The organism is Devosia sp., assembly GCF_028290435.1.
Lineage (GTDB): Bacteria > Pseudomonadota > Alphaproteobacteria > Rhizobiales > Devosiaceae > Devosia.
The window spans coordinates 65112-81216 of record NZ_JAQGJV010000003.1; the positions used below are offsets into that span (position 1 = coordinate 65112).

The window sequence follows — 16105 nt, forward strand, 5'->3', positions numbered from 1 at the left end:
CAAATCACCCGCCTGCACCGGGTTCGTATGTGCTGCAAGGAGACGCTGAATTGGTCGAGGGATATATCAAGCTCGCCGCGGCACGGGCCACGCAGGCCGATCTGCTGGAGAGCGCATTGCCTTCCATTGCCGCCGAAGTGCGTGCCGGGCAGGCGCGCGGCGCGTTCGCCGGTCCCGGTCCCATTTTTCTGGGCATTGGCGCCAGCTTTGCCGCGTCGGCGGCCGCCGTGTGGGTGCTGCGCTCGCGAGGCATTCACGCCTGGCGCCTCAATGCGGGCGAATATCCCATACCCTTCCCTGCCTCGCCGCATCCCATCGTTGGCGTGTCGCAGAGCGGCAAGAGCACCGAGACACTGGCCGTGCTGGGCGCCGCTGCGCCCGAACTGCGCATGGCCGTGCTCAACGTCGTGCCCTCGCCCATTTCCGCGATTGCGGCCACCACCATCGGGCTCGGCAACCTGCCCGACAGCTACGCCTCGACCATCGGCTACACTGCCACCATCGCCGCCTTGGCCATGATCGCAGAGGCCTGGGATGGCGGCACGATCGATGAGAGCTGGACCGCCCTGCCCGCCGCTTTCCGCGCGCTTGAAGCCATGATGGAGCGCCGGGTCGGCGATCTCGCCGCCCTCCTCCGCGATGCGCACAGCGTGGATTACGCCGCAGCAGCTCCCTCGGTGGGCTCGGCCGAAGTCGGCTCGCTGCTGCTGCGCGAAGTGGCGCGCATCTCGGCGACCGGATTTTCGACCCGGCAATACCTCCACGGTGCCATGGAATCGGCGGGCAAGACCGGCCACGTCCTGTGCGGCGGCGAACGCGAGGTGGGCGTTGCCCATACGCTGGCCCGCGCCGGGCACGACGTCATCCTGGTGACAAGTCTCGATACGTCGGAGGAGCCGCATTTGTCGGTCATTCGCATTCCCGACCTTTCGGCGCCGCAGCGCACCATCCTCGAGGCCCTCGTCATGCAATCGCTGGCGGTCGAGACTGCCCTGCAGCGCGGGCTCGACCCCGACGCTTTCGTTTTCTTCCACACCGATACCAAGGTGGCGACTTCCAAGGTGGCATCGGCATGACCGACCTGATCGCAGCCCTCGATATCGGCGGCACCAAGACCCAACTGGTCATCGAAACGCTGGACCATCAGCGCGTCCTCGACGTCACCGAACCCAGCCTCGACTGGGACGCCGAGCCGCCCGGCCCGGCCATCGACTTCATCGCCGAACGCGTCGCTCGCCACACGCCCGCCGACGGACGCATCGTTTCGCTGGCCTTCGGTGCCCAAGGCATCAACCGGCGCGAAGTCGGCCTTGCGCTCGAGACCGGCCTGGCCACGCGCGGCTACAAGACGACCGCAGTCAATGACGCCTCCCTCATCGCCGCCGCCGCCGGCTTCACGGACGGCATTGGCGTCATTTCCGGCACCGGCGCCATTGCGGTCGGCACCGATGCATCCGGTAATTTTCTCGCCGCTGGCGGCTGGGGCTGGGTGATCGGCGACGAAGGCGGCGCCTCCGCCCTGGTGCGCGAAGCCGTCCGTGCCGCCCTGCGCGCCAATGACAGCGGCCTGCCGGACGACGGCCTGCTCGGCCACCTCATTGCTCATTTCGGCGTCGCCGATGCCGAGCGTCTCACGCGCGTCGTCAATGACGAGCCGACCATGGACAACTGGGCGCCTCACGCCCCGGCCATCTTTACCGCCGCCGATGCGGGCTCGTTGCTGGCCCAATCCGTGATCGTCGAAGGGGCAAAAATGCTCGCCTTCAACGTTGGGCAGTTGCGTGCTCGCGGCGCCGTGGGCTCCGACGTGGTCGTCGCCGGTAGCGTCATCGTCAATCAACCCCGGCTGCTCGACGCTTTCCGCGCCGCCGTCGCCGACCTGAATCACAATTACACTGTCCATGTGCTGACCGCCGCGCCCGTCGAAGGCGCGGTGTTGCTGGCCCGCCGGGCCGCTGGTCAATAGGAGAACCAGATGTCGAGCCTCACGGTCACCAACCTGTTCAAAAGCTACGGCAATGTCGAGATTCTCAAGGACATCAACCTTGCGATCGATAGCGGCGAATTCGTTGTCTTCGTCGGTCCCTCGGGTTGCGGCAAGTCTACGCTACTGCGCTGCATTTCGGGCCTTGAGACAATCTCCTCGGGCGCGCTGTCCATCGATGGCCAGGAGGTCAACGACGTTGCGCCATCCAAGCGCGGCATCGCCATGGTGTTCCAGTCCTATGCGCTCTATCCGCATATGACCGTGTTCGACAACATGGCCTATTCCCTCAAGCTGCAACATCTGCCCAAGGAAGAAATCCGCGCCAAGGTGGACGCTGCGGCCGAGAAGTTGCAACTGACGCCCTATCTCGACCGGCATCCGCGCACGCTGTCCGGCGGCCAGCGCCAGCGCGTGGCGATCGGCCGTGCCATCGTGCGCGATCCAAAAGTGTTCCTGTTCGACGAACCGCTGTCCAATCTGGACGCGGCCCTGCGCGTCGCCACGCGCCTTGAAATCGCGCGCCTCAAGGCCAGCCTGCCGCAGACCACGATGGTCTATGTCACCCATGACCAAGTCGAGGCCATGACCCTGGCGGACCGCATCGTCGTGCTCAATGCCGGCCGCATCGAACAGGTCGGCACGCCAATGGAGCTCTATGACAGCCCCAAATCGCTGTTCGTCGCCGGCTTCATCGGCTCGCCCAAGATGAACTTCATCACCGGCGAACAGGCCGCGCCCTTCGGTGCTCATACCGTGGGCGTGCGCGCCGAACATCTCGACATCAGCGACAGCGGCCCCTGGAGCGGCACGGTGATCTATTCGGAGAACCTGGGCTCCGACAGCTTTATCTATATCGACGTCGGCGCGACCGAGCCGCTGGTCCTGCGCCAGAACGGCAAGTCATCGCGCACACCCGGCGAGGTGCTGCGCTTCGGTCCCCAGGGCCAGTCATTCCACCGCTTCGACGCCCAAGGCCAGCCACTCGCCTAAGGTGGGCAGCTACAAAGCAAGAGGCACGGAACCTAGGTTCCGCGCCTCTTGCTTTTGTCCGTCTGGCTGCGATTAGGCGCCAGTCCACACCAGCTTGGCATTGGTCAATTCCCGCGCCCCGAGCGGCCCCAGTTCACGCCCGAAGCCCGAGCCCTTGACGCCACCGAAGGGCGCCCGCGGGTCCGAACGGACGAAGTCGTTGATGAAAATCGCGCCGGCCTCCATCTGCCGCACGACCCGGCGAGCGCGCTCCGGATCGCGCGTCCACACCGCGCCACCGAGGCCGAAATCGGTGGCGTTGGCCTGCGCGATGGCGTCGGCCTCGCCCGTAAACGGGAACATCAGCGCCACCGGCCCGAAGAACTCCTCGCTGGCGATCGGCGCTGTCGGGTCGACCCCGACGATGACCGTGGGCTCGAAGAAATTGCCCAGCCCGGCCATGGCCTTGCCGCCGGCGATGATCCGCCCGCCAGCCGCTACCGCATCGGCAATTTGCCGCGTGGTCGTTTCGACTAGGTCGGCCTTGGCCAGCGGTCCCAGCTTGGTCGTCGGGTCCATCGGGTCGCCGATCACCAAGGCCGATGCGGCTTTGGCGAAGGCGGCGCAATAGGCGTCAAAGATCGGCGCGGCGATCAGGAAGCGCTTGGCGGCGATGCAGCTTTGCGCATTATTGGAAAAGCGCGACACGATGCCCAGGCTGACCGCCTTGTCGAAATCGGCGTCCTCGAACACGATATACGGATCAGAGCCGCCCAGTTCGAGCACGGCCTTCTTGCCATGCGCGCCCGCGGCCTCCGCCACGGCACGACCGGCGCCGGTGCTGCCGGTGACGGTCACGGCGCGAACGCGCGGATCAGCGATGATGCCCGACACCGCATCGCGCCGCACGCGCAGGTTGGTGTAGAGACCTGCCGGACCGCCGGCATCACGCACCAGATCCTCGATCGCCTGCGCCGAGCCCTGCACCAGGTCGGCATGCTTGACCAGCACCACATTGCCCGCGATGGCGGCCGGAATGAAAAACCGCAGCACCTGCCAGAACGGCAGATTCCACGGCATGACGCCGAATATAGGCCCCATCGGCTCGTAGATGATGCTGCTGGGCGTGCCCACAATGGGCTCCTCGGCAAGATAACGCGGCCCGGCCTCGGCAAAATGCCGCGCGCCGGTCGCCGCCTTGATGACCTCGCCCCGGGCCTCGCCGACCGGCTTGCCCATTTCCCCGGTGATCAGCGCGGCATAGTCGTCCGCACGCGCTTCGAGCAGTTCGGCCAGCCTGACCAGAAAGGCCGAACGCTCCTCCATCGTCGTCGCCGCCCAGGCGCGCCAGCCGGTCCAGGCCTGCTCCAGCAGGCGCTCCACTTCGGCCGGGGGATGGGCGGAAAACTCAGCGCGCATCACGCCGGTCGCCGGATTGATCGATTTGAACGTCATGGCCGCTCCTCCTTGGCAAACTTGCTGCTCTGCCCGGAGGATAACGGCGCCGGCAGGGTCACCATAGCCCTTCGCACTGCCCGCGCCCAAAAACCGGACGCTGGGTCAAACCAGCCCAGCCCGCGCATCAAACCGCGACCATCTTCCGATTTGACAAAAAAGAACGCTCCACCCTCGCCCCGCAAGGAGCCATAAGGATGGAGCGTCACTCTGCTTAAAGCCCCAGTTTATCAGGGCCCCACAGCTACAAATCCAGGCTTGGCCGGCCCGACTTAGAACGGGATATCGTCGTCCATGCCGCCCGACTCGAAGGCCGGAGCGTTGGAGGTCGGGCGACGGGCGCCGCCGCCTGAATTGCCGCCATTGCCACTGTTATTATAGCCACCTTCGGATGGACGCGTGCCCCGGAAGCCGCCGCTATCGCCGCCGCCGGTGCTTTCGCCTTCGCCACGACCGTCAAGCAGGGTCATGTTGGAGTTGAAGCCCTGCAGCACGATTTCGGTCGAGTACTTGTCGGCGCCGCTCTGGTCCTGCCATTTGCGGGTCTGCAACTGGCCTTCGAGATAGACCTTGCTGCCCTTTTTCAGATAGCTCTCGGCGACGCGCGCCAGGCCTTCCGAGAAGATCACCACGCGGTGCCATTCGGTCTTTTCGCGGCGCTCGCCGGTGTTCTTGTCTTTCCAGTTTTCCGAGGTGGCGATCGACAGGTTTACCACCTTGCCGCCGCTCGGCAGGTTCCGAACCTCGGGATCGGCACCGAGATTGCCGACCAGGATCACCTTATTCACACTGCCTGCCATAGCTCATTCCCCTTATTCAGTCCCCGGGACGGTGCCTCGCGGGACGCTCACTTACCCAGCAGCGCTGCGCCTGCTGCCACAAAGGTAACGCGCACATCTCCTTTTGGTTGTAAACATGCGCGCTCTGCCGTTCTTGTTATGTTCCACATTCTATCCACCGTCAAGATGCATACAGAATCTTCAAACCAACGATGCTCTGGTGAAATCCCGCCCCTCCTGACACGCCCTGTCAGCAGCCTCCCCTAAGGCAGAGCGACGCTCAGCGGCGGGGAAAGCATGGCCTATACGGACGCATTGTGGATTTATCTCGTCCTGGTGTTCGGCATCATCGTGGTGCCGGGCATGGACATGCTGTTCGTGCTGGCCAACGCGCTGACCGGCGGTCGCCGCGCGGGCTTGGCCGCGACGGGCGGGATCATGGCCGGCGGGGTGGCGCATACCATTTTCGGGGCGACGGCCGTGGGCGTGCTGGCGCGATCGGCGCCGGGCCTGTTGTCGGCGCTGGTGCTGGTGGGCGCAGCCTATATGGCCTGGATCGGCATCACGCTCATGCGCACATCGATCACCGTCGACGCGGTTGGCCGCGCCAATACACGCTCGCAATGGGTAGCGTTTCGGCAGGGCCTGGTGACGTGCCTGCTCAATCCCAAGGCCTACCTCTTCACCTTCAGCGTGTTCCCGCAGTTCATCCGGCCGGAATACGGGCCGGTCTGGTCGCAAGCGCTGGTCATCGGGATCATCACGGTGCTGATGCAGCTGACGATCTATGGCGGCCTGGCGCTTGCCGCCGGCAGGAGCCGCGACTTTCTGGTGGCAAGCCCCCAGATAACTATCTGGATCGGCCGCGGAGCCGGTCTGCTGTTCTTGGTCGTTGCGGTGTTCACGGCCTGGCATGGCCTGGCGCAGGCCAAGTGATGAAACTATGTGCAGTAACGAGGCAGATGTTGCGGCAATGTTCCAATTTTGACTGTTCGGTCAATTGTGTTTGAATGAAGGCAGGAGCCGGGGCTTGACCGAATCCGCATTTGTTCCTTTTATGTTCCGAATATTGGGCGGCAGATGTTCTTCTACACGGCATGGTGACGACGACCATCCGCCGACCGGCCTGATCGGAACTTGCAAGATGCATGCCTTGTTCTTACTTCTGCGGCTTACCCCGCTCGCCATACCCTATTATATCTGCCGAGGCGCTCCGCTCCGCGCGCCCGAGCCATGGATACGATCATGACGCCAAAGCCCAGCCAGAACCGCGAAATCATCGTCCGTGGGGCGCGCGAGCATAATCTCAAAGGCATCGACGTGCGCTTGCCGCGCGACAGCCTGATCGTGATGACGGGGCTGAGCGGGTCCGGCAAGTCGTCGCTGGCGTTCGACACCATCTATGCCGAGGGCCAGCGCCGCTATGTCGAGAGCCTGTCCGCCTATGCGCGGCAGTTCCTCGAAATGATGCAGAAGCCTGATGTCGAGCATATCGAGGGGCTGTCGCCCGCGATTTCCATCGAGCAGAAAACCACCTCGCGCAATCCGCGCTCGACGGTAGGCACCGTCACCGAAATCTATGACTATCTGCGCCTGATGTTTGCTCGCGTCGGCATTCCCTATTCACCCGCCACCGGCCTGCCTATCGAGAGCCAGACCGTGTCGCAGATGATCGATAAGGTCATGGAACTGCCCGAGGGCACGCGCCTGTTCCTGCTGGCGCCGATGGTGCGCGGCCGCAAGGGCGAGTACAAAAAGGAACTGGCCGATCTGATGCGCAAGGGTTTTCAGCGCGTCAAGATCGATGGGGAATATTACGAGATCGAGGAAGCCCCTGCCCTCGACAAGAAGCTCAAGCATGATCTCGAGGTGGTGGTCGACCGCATCGTCGTCGGTCCCGATATTTCCGGCCGCCTGGCTGAAAGCTTCGAGACCGCGCTGAAGCTGGCCGATGGCATTGCGCTGATCGAGTTCGCCGATGAAAAGGCCGAGGACGGCACGCAGCGCCAGGTCACGTTCTCGGAAAAGTTCGCCTGCCCCGTGAGCGGCTTCACTATTGCCGAAATCGAGCCACGCCTGTTCTCGTTCAACAATCCGTTCGGCGCCTGCCCGGTCTGCGACGGCTTGGGCACCGAGCAGAAGATCGATCCGAACCAGATCGTCCCAGATGCCAGCCTGTCGCTGCGCGACGGGGCCATCCTGCCGTGGTCCAAAACCTCGGCGCCCTATTACCTGCAAACGCTCGATGCGGTGGTCAAGCATTTTGGTGCCTCGACCGGCACCGCCTGGAACGAGCTGCCGTTCGAGGTTCAGCACGCCGTGCTCTATGGCACCGGCAAGGAAGCGGTCAATTTCGTCTATGACGATGGCCTGCGGCAGTACAAGACGTCCAAGCCCTTCGAGGGCGTGATTGGCAATCTGGACCGGCGCTACAAAGAGACCGAAAGCGCCGGCATGCGCGAAGAGATCGAAAAGTACATGTCGCAGGCGCCTTGCGTGGCCTGCGGCGGGTATCGGCTGAAGCCGGAAACGCTGGCGGTCAAGATCGACGGCCTGCATATCGGCCAGGTAACCGAGAAGTCGATCCGGGCGACCTCGGACTGGTTCGAGACGCTCAATGCCAAGCTCAACGACAACCAGCGGCAGATCGGCGAGCGCATCTTCAAGGAGATCCGCGAGCGCCTGAACTTCCTCAACGATGTGGGGCTGGACTACCTGACGCTGGCGCGCAATTCCGGCTCGCTGTCGGGTGGCGAAAGCCAGCGCATTCGCCTCGCCAGCCAGATCGGCTCGGGCCTCACCGGCGTGCTCTACGTGCTCGACGAACCCTCCATCGGCCTGCATCAGCGCGACAATGCCCGCCTGCTCGATACGCTGCGGCGGCTGCGCGATATCGGCAATACGGTGATCGTGGTCGAGCATGATGAAGACGCGATCATGACCGCCGACTACGTGGTCGATATCGGCCCCGGTGCCGGTGTGCATGGCGGCCATATCGTCGCCGAAGGCACGCCGGAGGATATCCTCAAGAGTCCCGATAGCCTGACCGGCCAGTATCTATCCGGCCGCATGGGCATTCCCATTCCGGCCGAGCGACGCAAGGCCAAGAAGGGCAAGGCGCTCAGCCTCAAGGGCGCGACCGGCAATAATCTCAAGAACGTTTCCGTCGATGTGCCGCTGGGCATGTTCGTCGCCATCACCGGCGTGTCCGGTGGCGGCAAGTCGACGCTGATGATCGACACCATGTACACCGCCATCGCGCGTCGCCTGAACGGCGCCCGCGTCATGCCGGCGCCGCATGAGTCGCTGACCGGCCTCGAATTCTTGGATAAAGTCATCGATATCGACCAGAGCCCGATCGGGCGCACCCCGCGCTCCAACCCCGCCACCTATACCGGCGCCTTCACGCCGCTGCGCGAATGGTTTGCCGGTCTGCCCGAATCCAAGCAGCGCGGCTATGGGCCGGGGCGGTTCTCGTTCAACGTCAAAGGCGGACGCTGCGAGAAGTGCGAAGGCGATGGGGTGCTCAAGATCGAGATGCACTTCCTCCCCGACGTTTACGTCACCTGCGACGTCTGCAAGGGCAAGCGCTACAATCGCGAAACGCTGGAAGTGCAGTTCAAGGGCAAGTCGATCTCCGACGTGCTCGACATGACCATCGATGAGGGCGTCGACTTCTTCTCGGCCGTACCGACCATCCGCGAAAAGTTCGCCACGCTGCAACGGGTGGGCCTGGGCTATGTCAAGGTCGGCCAGCCCGCCACCACCCTGTCGGGCGGCGAGGCGCAGCGCGTCAAGCTCTCCAAGGAGCTCAGCAAGCGGGCGACCGGGCGAACGCTCTACATGCTGGACGAACCGACGACCGGGCTGCATTTCCATGACGTGGCCAAGCTGCTCGAGGTGCTGCACGAGTTGGTGGATGGCGGCAACACCGTCATCGTCATCGAGCACAACCTGGAGGTCATCAAGACTGCGGACTGGGTCATCGATCTCGGCCCCGAGGGTGGCGATGGCGGCGGCGAGATTGTCGGCGTCGGGACGCCCGAGACTATTGCGGAGAATACCCGCTCGCATACCGGAATGTTCTTGAAGGATGTGATGTCGCGGCGGCAGCAATTTGCCAACAAGGCGGCTGAATAGTTCAGTGGTGAAACAAGAAATCCAGCATGCTGGATTCTTGACCAATACGCCATACGGGCTATTTCGCGACAGAATTGTGAAAATGCCATGCGATCGACGCATGCCGTGATTGACGTTTACGGCATGGCGCGGCGGCGAAAATCGGCTCATGCTGCTAAAGTCGTAACCAAGCCTAGGGAATCTGTTGATGTTTGTTCGTGCCGTCTGGCGTTCCAAGCGCCTGGTCGACATCAAGCAAGCGCTGCGGGAAATGGACGTTCCCTCGCCGCGAGATGTCGATCTGCTGGGGCTTTGCGCCCCTGACTTCCAGAAGATGACGCGCGGTCTGTTCGACCGCTGATCTCAATCAATTGTGAGTTTGCGCGGCCGCCGGACCTCCCTCCGGCGGCCGTTGCCATTCCGCCAAGCTTAACGCCGGATGAATGCCCTTGGTTAAAGACCCGCGTAGGCCGCATAGCTTCATTGATAAATGGCCCACTGCTCATCTTGACCGAACCCCACTAGATATATCCTCGTAAACGCAAGGAGACTTCAAATGGACATTCGCAAGACTTTCAAAAAGTGGGCCGCTTATCAGCAGACCGTTCGTGAACTCGCCGCTCTCGACAATCGCCAGCTCAACGACCTGGGCATTTCGCGCACCGATATCAATCGTATCGCCCGCGACCATGCTTCTTCGCTGTAAGACTGCCCGCGCTAGACTAGACTTTGAACTAACCCGAACGTCCGCTTCTTTCTAAGATGCGGGCGTTTTTCTTTGTGCAGTATTTCGCGGCACTTTGCCCAACCGCCTGAATCATAAGCACAACTCATCGCCAGTTGCACTCTCCCGGCCAGCTTGGTATCTGCCAGCCATGGCAAAATCAGACATCATTCATATCATCGGCGGCGGGCTCGCCGGATCGGAAGCGGCGTGGCAAGCGGCGGAGGCCGGGGTAAAGGTCGTGCTGCACGAGATGCGTCCCGTCCGCGGCACAGACGCGCACCAGACCGATGGATTGGCGGAGCTTGTGTGCTCCAACAGTTTTCGCTCCGACGACAAGGACCAGAACGCGGTCGGGCTTCTGCATGAGGAAATGCGGCGCTGCGGCTCGCTGATCATGCGGATGGCCGATGCTAACGCCCTGCCCGCCGGCGGCGCGCTTGCCGTGGACCGCGACGCGTTTTCCGCTGCCGTGACCGCCGCGATCGAGGGACATGCCAATATCACCATCGACCGGGCCGAAGTCGAAGGACTGCCGCCGGCCGAGTGGGACAATGTGATCATCGCCACGGGACCGCTGACCTCGCCGGCTTTGGCCGCCGGCATCCAGTCGCTGACTGGCGAGGACGCCCTGGCGTTTTTCGACGCAATCGCGCCGATCGTGCACAAAGACAGCATCGATATGGACATTGTCTGGGCCCAGTCGCGCTACGACAAGGTCGGGCCGTCGGGGAATGGGGCGGATTATCTCAACTGCCCGATGGATCAGGAGCAGTATGGCGCTTTCGTCGATGCGCTGCTGGGGGCCGACCTGCACGAGTTTAAGGACTGGGAGAAGGTGCCGTATTTTGACGGTTGCCTGCCCATCGAGGTGATGGCCGAGCGCGGACGCGAGACGCTGCGGCACGGACCAATGAAGCCGGTGGGGCTGACCAATCCGCGCAATCCGACTGTCAAGGCCTATGCCATCGTGCAGCTGCGGCAGGACAATGCGCTGGGCACGCTGTGGAACATGGTCGGGTTCCAGACCAAGATGCGTTACGGCATCCAGGCGGAGATTTTCCGCATGATCCCCGGCCTGCAGAATGCGCAATTCGCGCGGCTGGGCGGGCTGCATCGCAATACGTTCCTCAATTCGCCCAAGGTGTTGGGGCCGGATTTAAAGCTCAAGGCCGATCCGCGCATTCGCTTTGCCGGCCAGGTCACCGGCGTCGAAGGCTACGTCGAAAGTGCCAGCATCGGGCTGGTCGCCGGACGGTTGGCGGCGGCGGAAGCGCGCGGCGAAGTGATGGCAACGCCGCCGGTGACGACAGCGCTGGGCGCGCTGATTGGCCACATTACGGGTGGGCATATCGAGGGCGAGGCCTATTCGGGTGCGCGCAGCTTCCAGCCGATGAACGTCAATTTCGGACTGTTTCCGGAAGTCAAAGTAGTCAAGCCCGAAGGCGTCAAGTGGAAGGGCAATGACAAGGTCATCGCCAAGCGCCGCGCGATCACCGGCCGGGCGCTGGTGGATATCGGGGACTGGGCCTGAGCCTATTGACGGCGCTGTGAAGGAAGACGCCCTCACCCGTCCTCCGCTTCGCTCGGCCACCCTCTCCGCGATGGGGAGAGGAATTCTGGGAGCATGGTGCTTCCTATTCTTCTTCCCGTCGGGGAGAAGGTGGCGCGTAGCGCCGGATGAGGGGGACTTTATGACAGCGTCCGAACTTCAGGCCTACCTGCATGACCACATTCCGCTGTCAAAGGCGATGGATGTGGGTGTGGTCTCCATTGGCGATGACGCGGTGGTGCTAAGTGCGCCGCTGGGGCCGAATATCAATCATCGGGAAACGGCATTCGGCGGCAGCGCATCGGCAGTGGCGATATTGGCGTGTTGGTCGCTGCTGCATTTGCGGCTGACGGCGGCGGGGCTGGAGAGCCGCGTGGTGATCCAGCGGAACACGATGGACTATCTGGCGCCGATCTCCGGGACGTTCACGGCGCGGTCGTATTTCGAAGCGGGCGCGAACTGGGACTTGTTCGTGAAAATGCTCAGCCGCAAGGGGCGTGCGCGGATTTCGATTGGATCAGTGCTGGAGTTCGAGGGCCGCGAGGCCGGACGCCTTACGGGAGAATTCGTCGCGCTCGGCGCGGGGCTTTAGCGGTTCCGGAACATCCACCAGCCCAGACGGCTCAGCTTGCGCCAGTCGGCATCGTCGGTGGCGGGCTCGAAAGGGTTGGTGCGGCGGGCCAGCAGGGTGAGTTGGGCCTTCAATACGGCTATTTGGGCGAAGGCCGGGCGGAGCGCACCCGGTACGGCTGCAATGGCGATTTCGGCTTTGGCTAGGTGATCGCCGGCGAGCTCGGTTACCTGCGCCAGCGCTTCGTGCAGTGCTTCGCTCTGGGTACCCGAGAAAATCTCACGTTCCTGCACGCCGTTGGCGACGAAGATCGACCAGGGGAGCATGATGCGGCCCTGGGACGCGGTGTAACCGAAGGCGCGCAGATGGCCGATCAGGGCGTGCGCGACGCCGAGATGGCCCGCGGCGTCGCCGGCTTCGATCAATTCGCCATTGTTGAGGATCATCGCAGCGAGCTGGTAGAGGGTCGAGGCGGTTTCGCCGGCATAGCCCTCGAAGGTGGGCAGGTCGGGCATCGGGTCGTCGTAGAGATCGAAGCGGCGGGCGCCGAGCAGGCGTTGCAGCGTGCCGATGGGGATGTTGTAAGCCGCGATCGTGTCGAGCAGCGCGTCGGCGACGGGGTTTTGGCGAATGGCGCCATGGCCCTGCCCTTCCAGCGCGTCGTTCCACCATTGCAGGCGGATTTCGCCCGGGGCCGGATCGGAGACGCGGTCGCGGATCGAGGCGACGTCGGCGTTGAAAGCGTAGAGAGCCACAATGCCGTCACGGCGAGGACCCGAGAGAATCAGGGTCGAAAGGAAGCGGTCATGGTCGCTGGCGCGCAGAGCTTCGGCGGCGTGGGTGAAAGACTCTTTGGCCATCAACGCGCCGTGTCGACGGCGATGAGGGCGGCGGCGACGGCGCGGTGTTCGGCCATCAGCACATTATAGGTGCGCAAGGCGCCACCGGTGGCGATGGCTTCGATGATGACGCTGCGCTCGCGAAAGGCGATGCGGATCGCCGGATCGATGGCTGCGATGTCCTTGCCCAGGCCGATAAACAGCACATCGATCTGGTCGGCGACGGCGAGGACGGGTGCGAGGGAGTCCAGGCTGATCTCGGCGGCCGTGGTCACATCCCAGGAAAACATGCCGGTGGGCAGACACAGCAGCGAGCCCCGATGCGACATGTCGGCGAAGCGGAAGCCGTGATTGCCGTAGGCGTCGATCATGACTTGCTGGGGATAGTGGCCGGTGTCGGTCATGATTGGCCTTTGGTTGCGGTGAGCGCCAGGGCCCCCTCATCCGCCCTTCGGGCACCTTCTCCCACGAGGGAGAAGGGGGCTCGGTGGTTGGGATGGACCGGGGCCCATCCCTGCCTCGTGAGAATAGTCGGGGTTAGAATCCCCTGCCCTAGACCTGGGCGCCTTCGGAGTTCTTGAGCTTGTTCTTGTCCTCGGGGATGTCGGCGCGGGCCTTGAGACCGAAATTGATCAGGATCGGGCCGTTGACGATGATCGAGGAATACATTCCGACGAGCATGCCGAAGGTCATGGCGATGGTGAAGCTGCGAATGACTTCGCCACCGAACAGCACCAGGGGCACCAGCGCCAGGAACACGGTGAACGAGGTCAGCGAAGTGCGCACGATGGTCTGGTTGATCGACAAATCGATCAGCTCGGGTAGTGGCATCTTCTTGTATTTTCGCAGGTTCTCGCGAACACGGTCGGAAATGACGACGGTTTCGTTCAAACTGAGACCCACAAGGGTCAAGACGGCCGCGATGGAGGTCAGATTGAACTCCAATCCGGTAATCGAGAACAGCCCGATGGTCATGATGATATCGTGCGTGGTGGTGGTGACGGCCGCCAAGGCGAACTGCCACTCGAAGCGGACCCAGATGTAGATCAGGATCGCCACCAGGGCGACGATGACGGCGATGATGCCTTTGTAAGCCAGTTCGCCAGACACGGTGCCGCTGACGGCCTCGGTGCGACGGATTTCATAGCTCTGCGTAGCCAGGGCTTCGCGCACCTTAGTGACGGCGACCTGGTCGGCGTCCTGGCCGCCCTCCTGCGCCTGGACACGAACGAGAACGTCGGTGGGGGTGCCGAAACCCTGCACCTGCACTTCGCCCAGGCCAAGACCGTCGAGCAGTTCGCGCACCTGGCCGGCATCGGCGGGGCCGCCGACATGCTGGATTTCAATGGCGGTGCCGCCGATGAAGTCGATGCCCAGGTTGAAGCCCTTGAAGTAGGCCGAACCGATGGAGAGGATGCTCATCACGATCGAGAAGATGATCACATAGCGCGAGATCTTCATGAACGGAATCTTGGTGCCATCCGGGATGAAGCGGAAATGCTGGATTTTCAACGTCTTGGGACGGCGGGCGCGGAACCAGATGCCGACCAGCCACAGGGTGACGGTGTAGGAGGTGAACAGCGAGGTCAGAATGCCCAGCGCCAGGGTGACGGCAAAGCCCTGCACCGGACCCGAGCCCATGAAATAGAGCACCGTGGCGGCGATCAGCTGGGTCAGGTGGGAATCGATGATCGTGGTCCAGGCGCGGCTGAAGCCCGAATTGATCGATTGCAGCGGCGAGCGGCCGGCGCGTTGTTCTTCGCGGATATGCTCATAAATCAGCACGTTGGCATCGACCGCCATACCGATGGTGAGCACGATACCGGCGATGCCGGGCAAGGTCAGCGTCGCCCCCAGCGCCGACAGGGCGCCGAAGATCAGCACGATATTGAGGACCAAGGAGACATTGGCGAACACGCCGAACAGGCCATAGGCGATGATCATGAAGCTCAGCACGCCAACGGCGGCGACGATACCGGCGATCATGCCGGACTTGATCGAGTCGGCACCAAGGCTGGCGTCCACCGAGCGTTCTTCGACGATGTCGAGCGAGGCGGGCAAAGCGCCGGCGCGCAGCAGCACGGCGAGATCGTTGGCCGACTGGGTGGTGAAGCTGCCGCTGATCTGGCCCGTGCCCTGAGTGATCGCCGACTGGATGACCGGCGCGGTGATGACCTGATCGTCGAGCACGATGGCAAAACGCTTGCCGATATTGGCCGAGGTGATCTGGCCGAAGGTAACGGCGCCACGGGTATCGAACTTGAAGCTGACGACGGGAATGCCGCGCTGGCTATCGAAGCTGGGCTGGCTATCGACAAGGGATTCGCCGCCGATGGCGACATCTTCATAGAGCAGTTCGCGGCCGCCGTCATTGCTGGGCAGAATATAGGTGCCGACGGGAAGGCCCTGGGCGTCGGCCTGATCTGCTGTCAGGCCCGGATAGACCATGTGGAAGGTGAGGCGCGCAGTGCGCGAAATGATGTCCTTGAGGCGGGTGGAGTCCTCGAAGCCGGGAACCTGGACCAGCACGCGGTCGGTGCCCTGACGCTGAATCTGGGGCTCGGTCGTGCCCAGTTCGTCGACGCGCTTGCGGATCACTTCCATCGACTGGGCGACCAGCGAAGACATGCGCTCGGCCACGCCCTGATCGGTCAGGCTGGCGGTCAGCTTGCCATCGGGGGTTTCGCCGAATTCCAACTCGCTGACGCCGCCAACGGCGAACATCGAATTGGAGACGGTATTCTGCAGCGTGGCCAGGGCGGCGACTGCTGCGGCTTTCTGGGTCGGGTCGGTCAGCTCGACTTCGATGCCGTTGCCGGCAGCGTTAAGCGTGATCAGGTTGCCGATGCCGTTATCGTTGGCCAGCACGGTGCGGGCGTCGCGGCGCAATTCGCCGACACGCTCGGTGATGATGCCCTGCTTGTTGACCTGGAGCAGCAGATGCGAGCCGCCCTGCAGATCGAGACCCAGCACCACCGTCTGATGTGGCAGGAAACCCGGCCATGCGGCCAGTTGGTCCTTGCTCAGAAAGCTCGGAATAGCGAGCAGCAGCCCGACTATGGCGACGATGGCGATGATGGCGGTGCGGATCGGCGAGAAATGCATCTGGG

At 63.2% G+C, this 16105-nt stretch carries 14 protein-coding genes; 9 read left to right on the plus strand and 5 right to left on the minus strand.

The annotated features are described in order from the left end of the window. Positions 1-50: 50 nt before the first annotated feature. The 3 genes from JWP26_RS00425 to JWP26_RS00435 are packed head-to-tail and all read left to right on the plus strand — an operon-like array spanning position 51 to position 2977. Entirely contained in the window at positions 51-1076 is a 1026-nt protein-coding gene (locus tag JWP26_RS00425; protein ID WP_299721816.1) for a hypothetical protein, read from the plus strand. Continuing rightward, on the plus strand, positions 1073-1966 hold the full coding sequence (locus JWP26_RS00430) for an N-acetylglucosamine kinase (protein ID WP_299721818.1): 894 nt from the start codon (positions 1073-1075) through the stop codon (positions 1964-1966). The genes JWP26_RS00425 and JWP26_RS00430 overlap by 4 nt, the downstream gene beginning before the upstream one ends. A 9-nt stretch (positions 1967-1975) precedes the next feature. Then, positions 1976-2977 carry an ABC transporter ATP-binding protein gene (locus JWP26_RS00435; RefSeq protein WP_299721820.1) on the plus strand — a complete coding sequence of 334 codons (1002 nt, stop codon included), beginning with the start codon at positions 1976-1978 and terminating at the stop codon, positions 2975-2977. Between the two features lie 72 nt (positions 2978-3049). Here the strand turns inward: JWP26_RS00435 and JWP26_RS00440 are convergent, their stop codons facing one another. Continuing rightward, a complete protein-coding gene (locus tag JWP26_RS00440) occupies positions 3050-4411 on the minus strand; it encodes an NAD-dependent succinate-semialdehyde dehydrogenase (protein WP_299721822.1) in 1362 nt (453 codons plus the stop codon). A gap of 272 nt (positions 4412-4683) precedes the next feature. Further along, positions 4684-5211 carry a single-stranded DNA-binding protein gene (ssb, locus tag JWP26_RS00445; RefSeq protein WP_299721824.1) on the minus strand — a complete coding sequence of 176 codons (528 nt, stop codon included), beginning with the start codon at positions 5209-5211 and terminating at the stop codon, positions 4684-4686. 276 nt (positions 5212-5487) lie between these two features. Between ssb and JWP26_RS00450 the strand changes: the two genes are divergently transcribed. The 6 genes from JWP26_RS00450 to JWP26_RS00475 all read left to right on the plus strand — a co-directional run bounded on the left by JWP26_RS00450 (position 5488) and on the right by JWP26_RS00475 (position 12177). After that, the gene (locus JWP26_RS00450) at positions 5488-6126 is read left to right on the plus strand and encodes a LysE family translocator (RefSeq protein WP_299721826.1); all 639 of its coding nucleotides are present in this window, start codon (positions 5488-5490) and stop codon (positions 6124-6126) included. A gap of 309 nt (positions 6127-6435) precedes the next feature. Continuing rightward, positions 6436-9330, plus strand: coding sequence for an excinuclease ABC subunit UvrA (gene uvrA / locus JWP26_RS00455; protein ID WP_299721828.1), 2895 nt, complete (start codon positions 6436-6438; stop codon positions 9328-9330). Positions 9331-9517: 187 nt separating this feature from the next. After that, the gene (locus JWP26_RS00460; protein ID WP_299721830.1) at positions 9518-9670 is read left to right on the plus strand and encodes a hypothetical protein; all 153 of its coding nucleotides are present in this window, start codon (positions 9518-9520) and stop codon (positions 9668-9670) included. A gap of 195 nt (positions 9671-9865) precedes the next feature. Continuing rightward, positions 9866-10015, plus strand: coding sequence for a DUF1127 domain-containing protein (locus JWP26_RS00465; protein WP_081917282.1), 150 nt, complete (start codon positions 9866-9868; stop codon positions 10013-10015). Between the two features lie 169 nt (positions 10016-10184). Then, positions 10185-11567 (plus strand): methylenetetrahydrofolate--tRNA-(uracil(54)-C(5))-methyltransferase (FADH(2)-oxidizing) TrmFO, encoded by a 1383-nt coding sequence (gene trmFO, locus JWP26_RS00470; RefSeq protein WP_299721841.1) that lies wholly within the window; start codon positions 10185-10187, stop codon positions 11565-11567. A gap of 160 nt (positions 11568-11727) precedes the next feature. Next, positions 11728-12177 (plus strand): thioesterase domain-containing protein, encoded by a 450-nt coding sequence (locus tag JWP26_RS00475; protein ID WP_299721843.1) that lies wholly within the window; start codon positions 11728-11730, stop codon positions 12175-12177. Here JWP26_RS00475 and JWP26_RS00480 read toward each other — a convergent pair. The 3 genes from JWP26_RS00480 to secD all read right to left on the minus strand — a co-directional run bounded on the left by JWP26_RS00480 (position 12174) and on the right by secD (position 16100). After that, on the minus strand, positions 12174-13016 hold the full coding sequence (locus JWP26_RS00480; RefSeq protein WP_299721845.1) for a phytoene/squalene synthase family protein: 843 nt from the start codon (positions 13014-13016) through the stop codon (positions 12174-12176). The genes JWP26_RS00475 and JWP26_RS00480 overlap by 4 nt on opposite strands. Further along, positions 13016-13399 (minus strand): MTH938/NDUFAF3 family protein, encoded by a 384-nt coding sequence (locus JWP26_RS00485; protein ID WP_299721847.1) that lies wholly within the window; start codon positions 13397-13399, stop codon positions 13016-13018. The genes JWP26_RS00480 and JWP26_RS00485 overlap by 1 nt, the downstream gene beginning before the upstream one ends. 148 nt (positions 13400-13547) lie before the next feature. Next, on the minus strand, positions 13548-16100 hold the full coding sequence (secD, locus tag JWP26_RS00490) for a protein translocase subunit SecD (RefSeq protein ID WP_299721849.1): 2553 nt from the start codon (positions 16098-16100) through the stop codon (positions 13548-13550). Positions 16101-16105 lie beyond the last annotated feature (5 nt).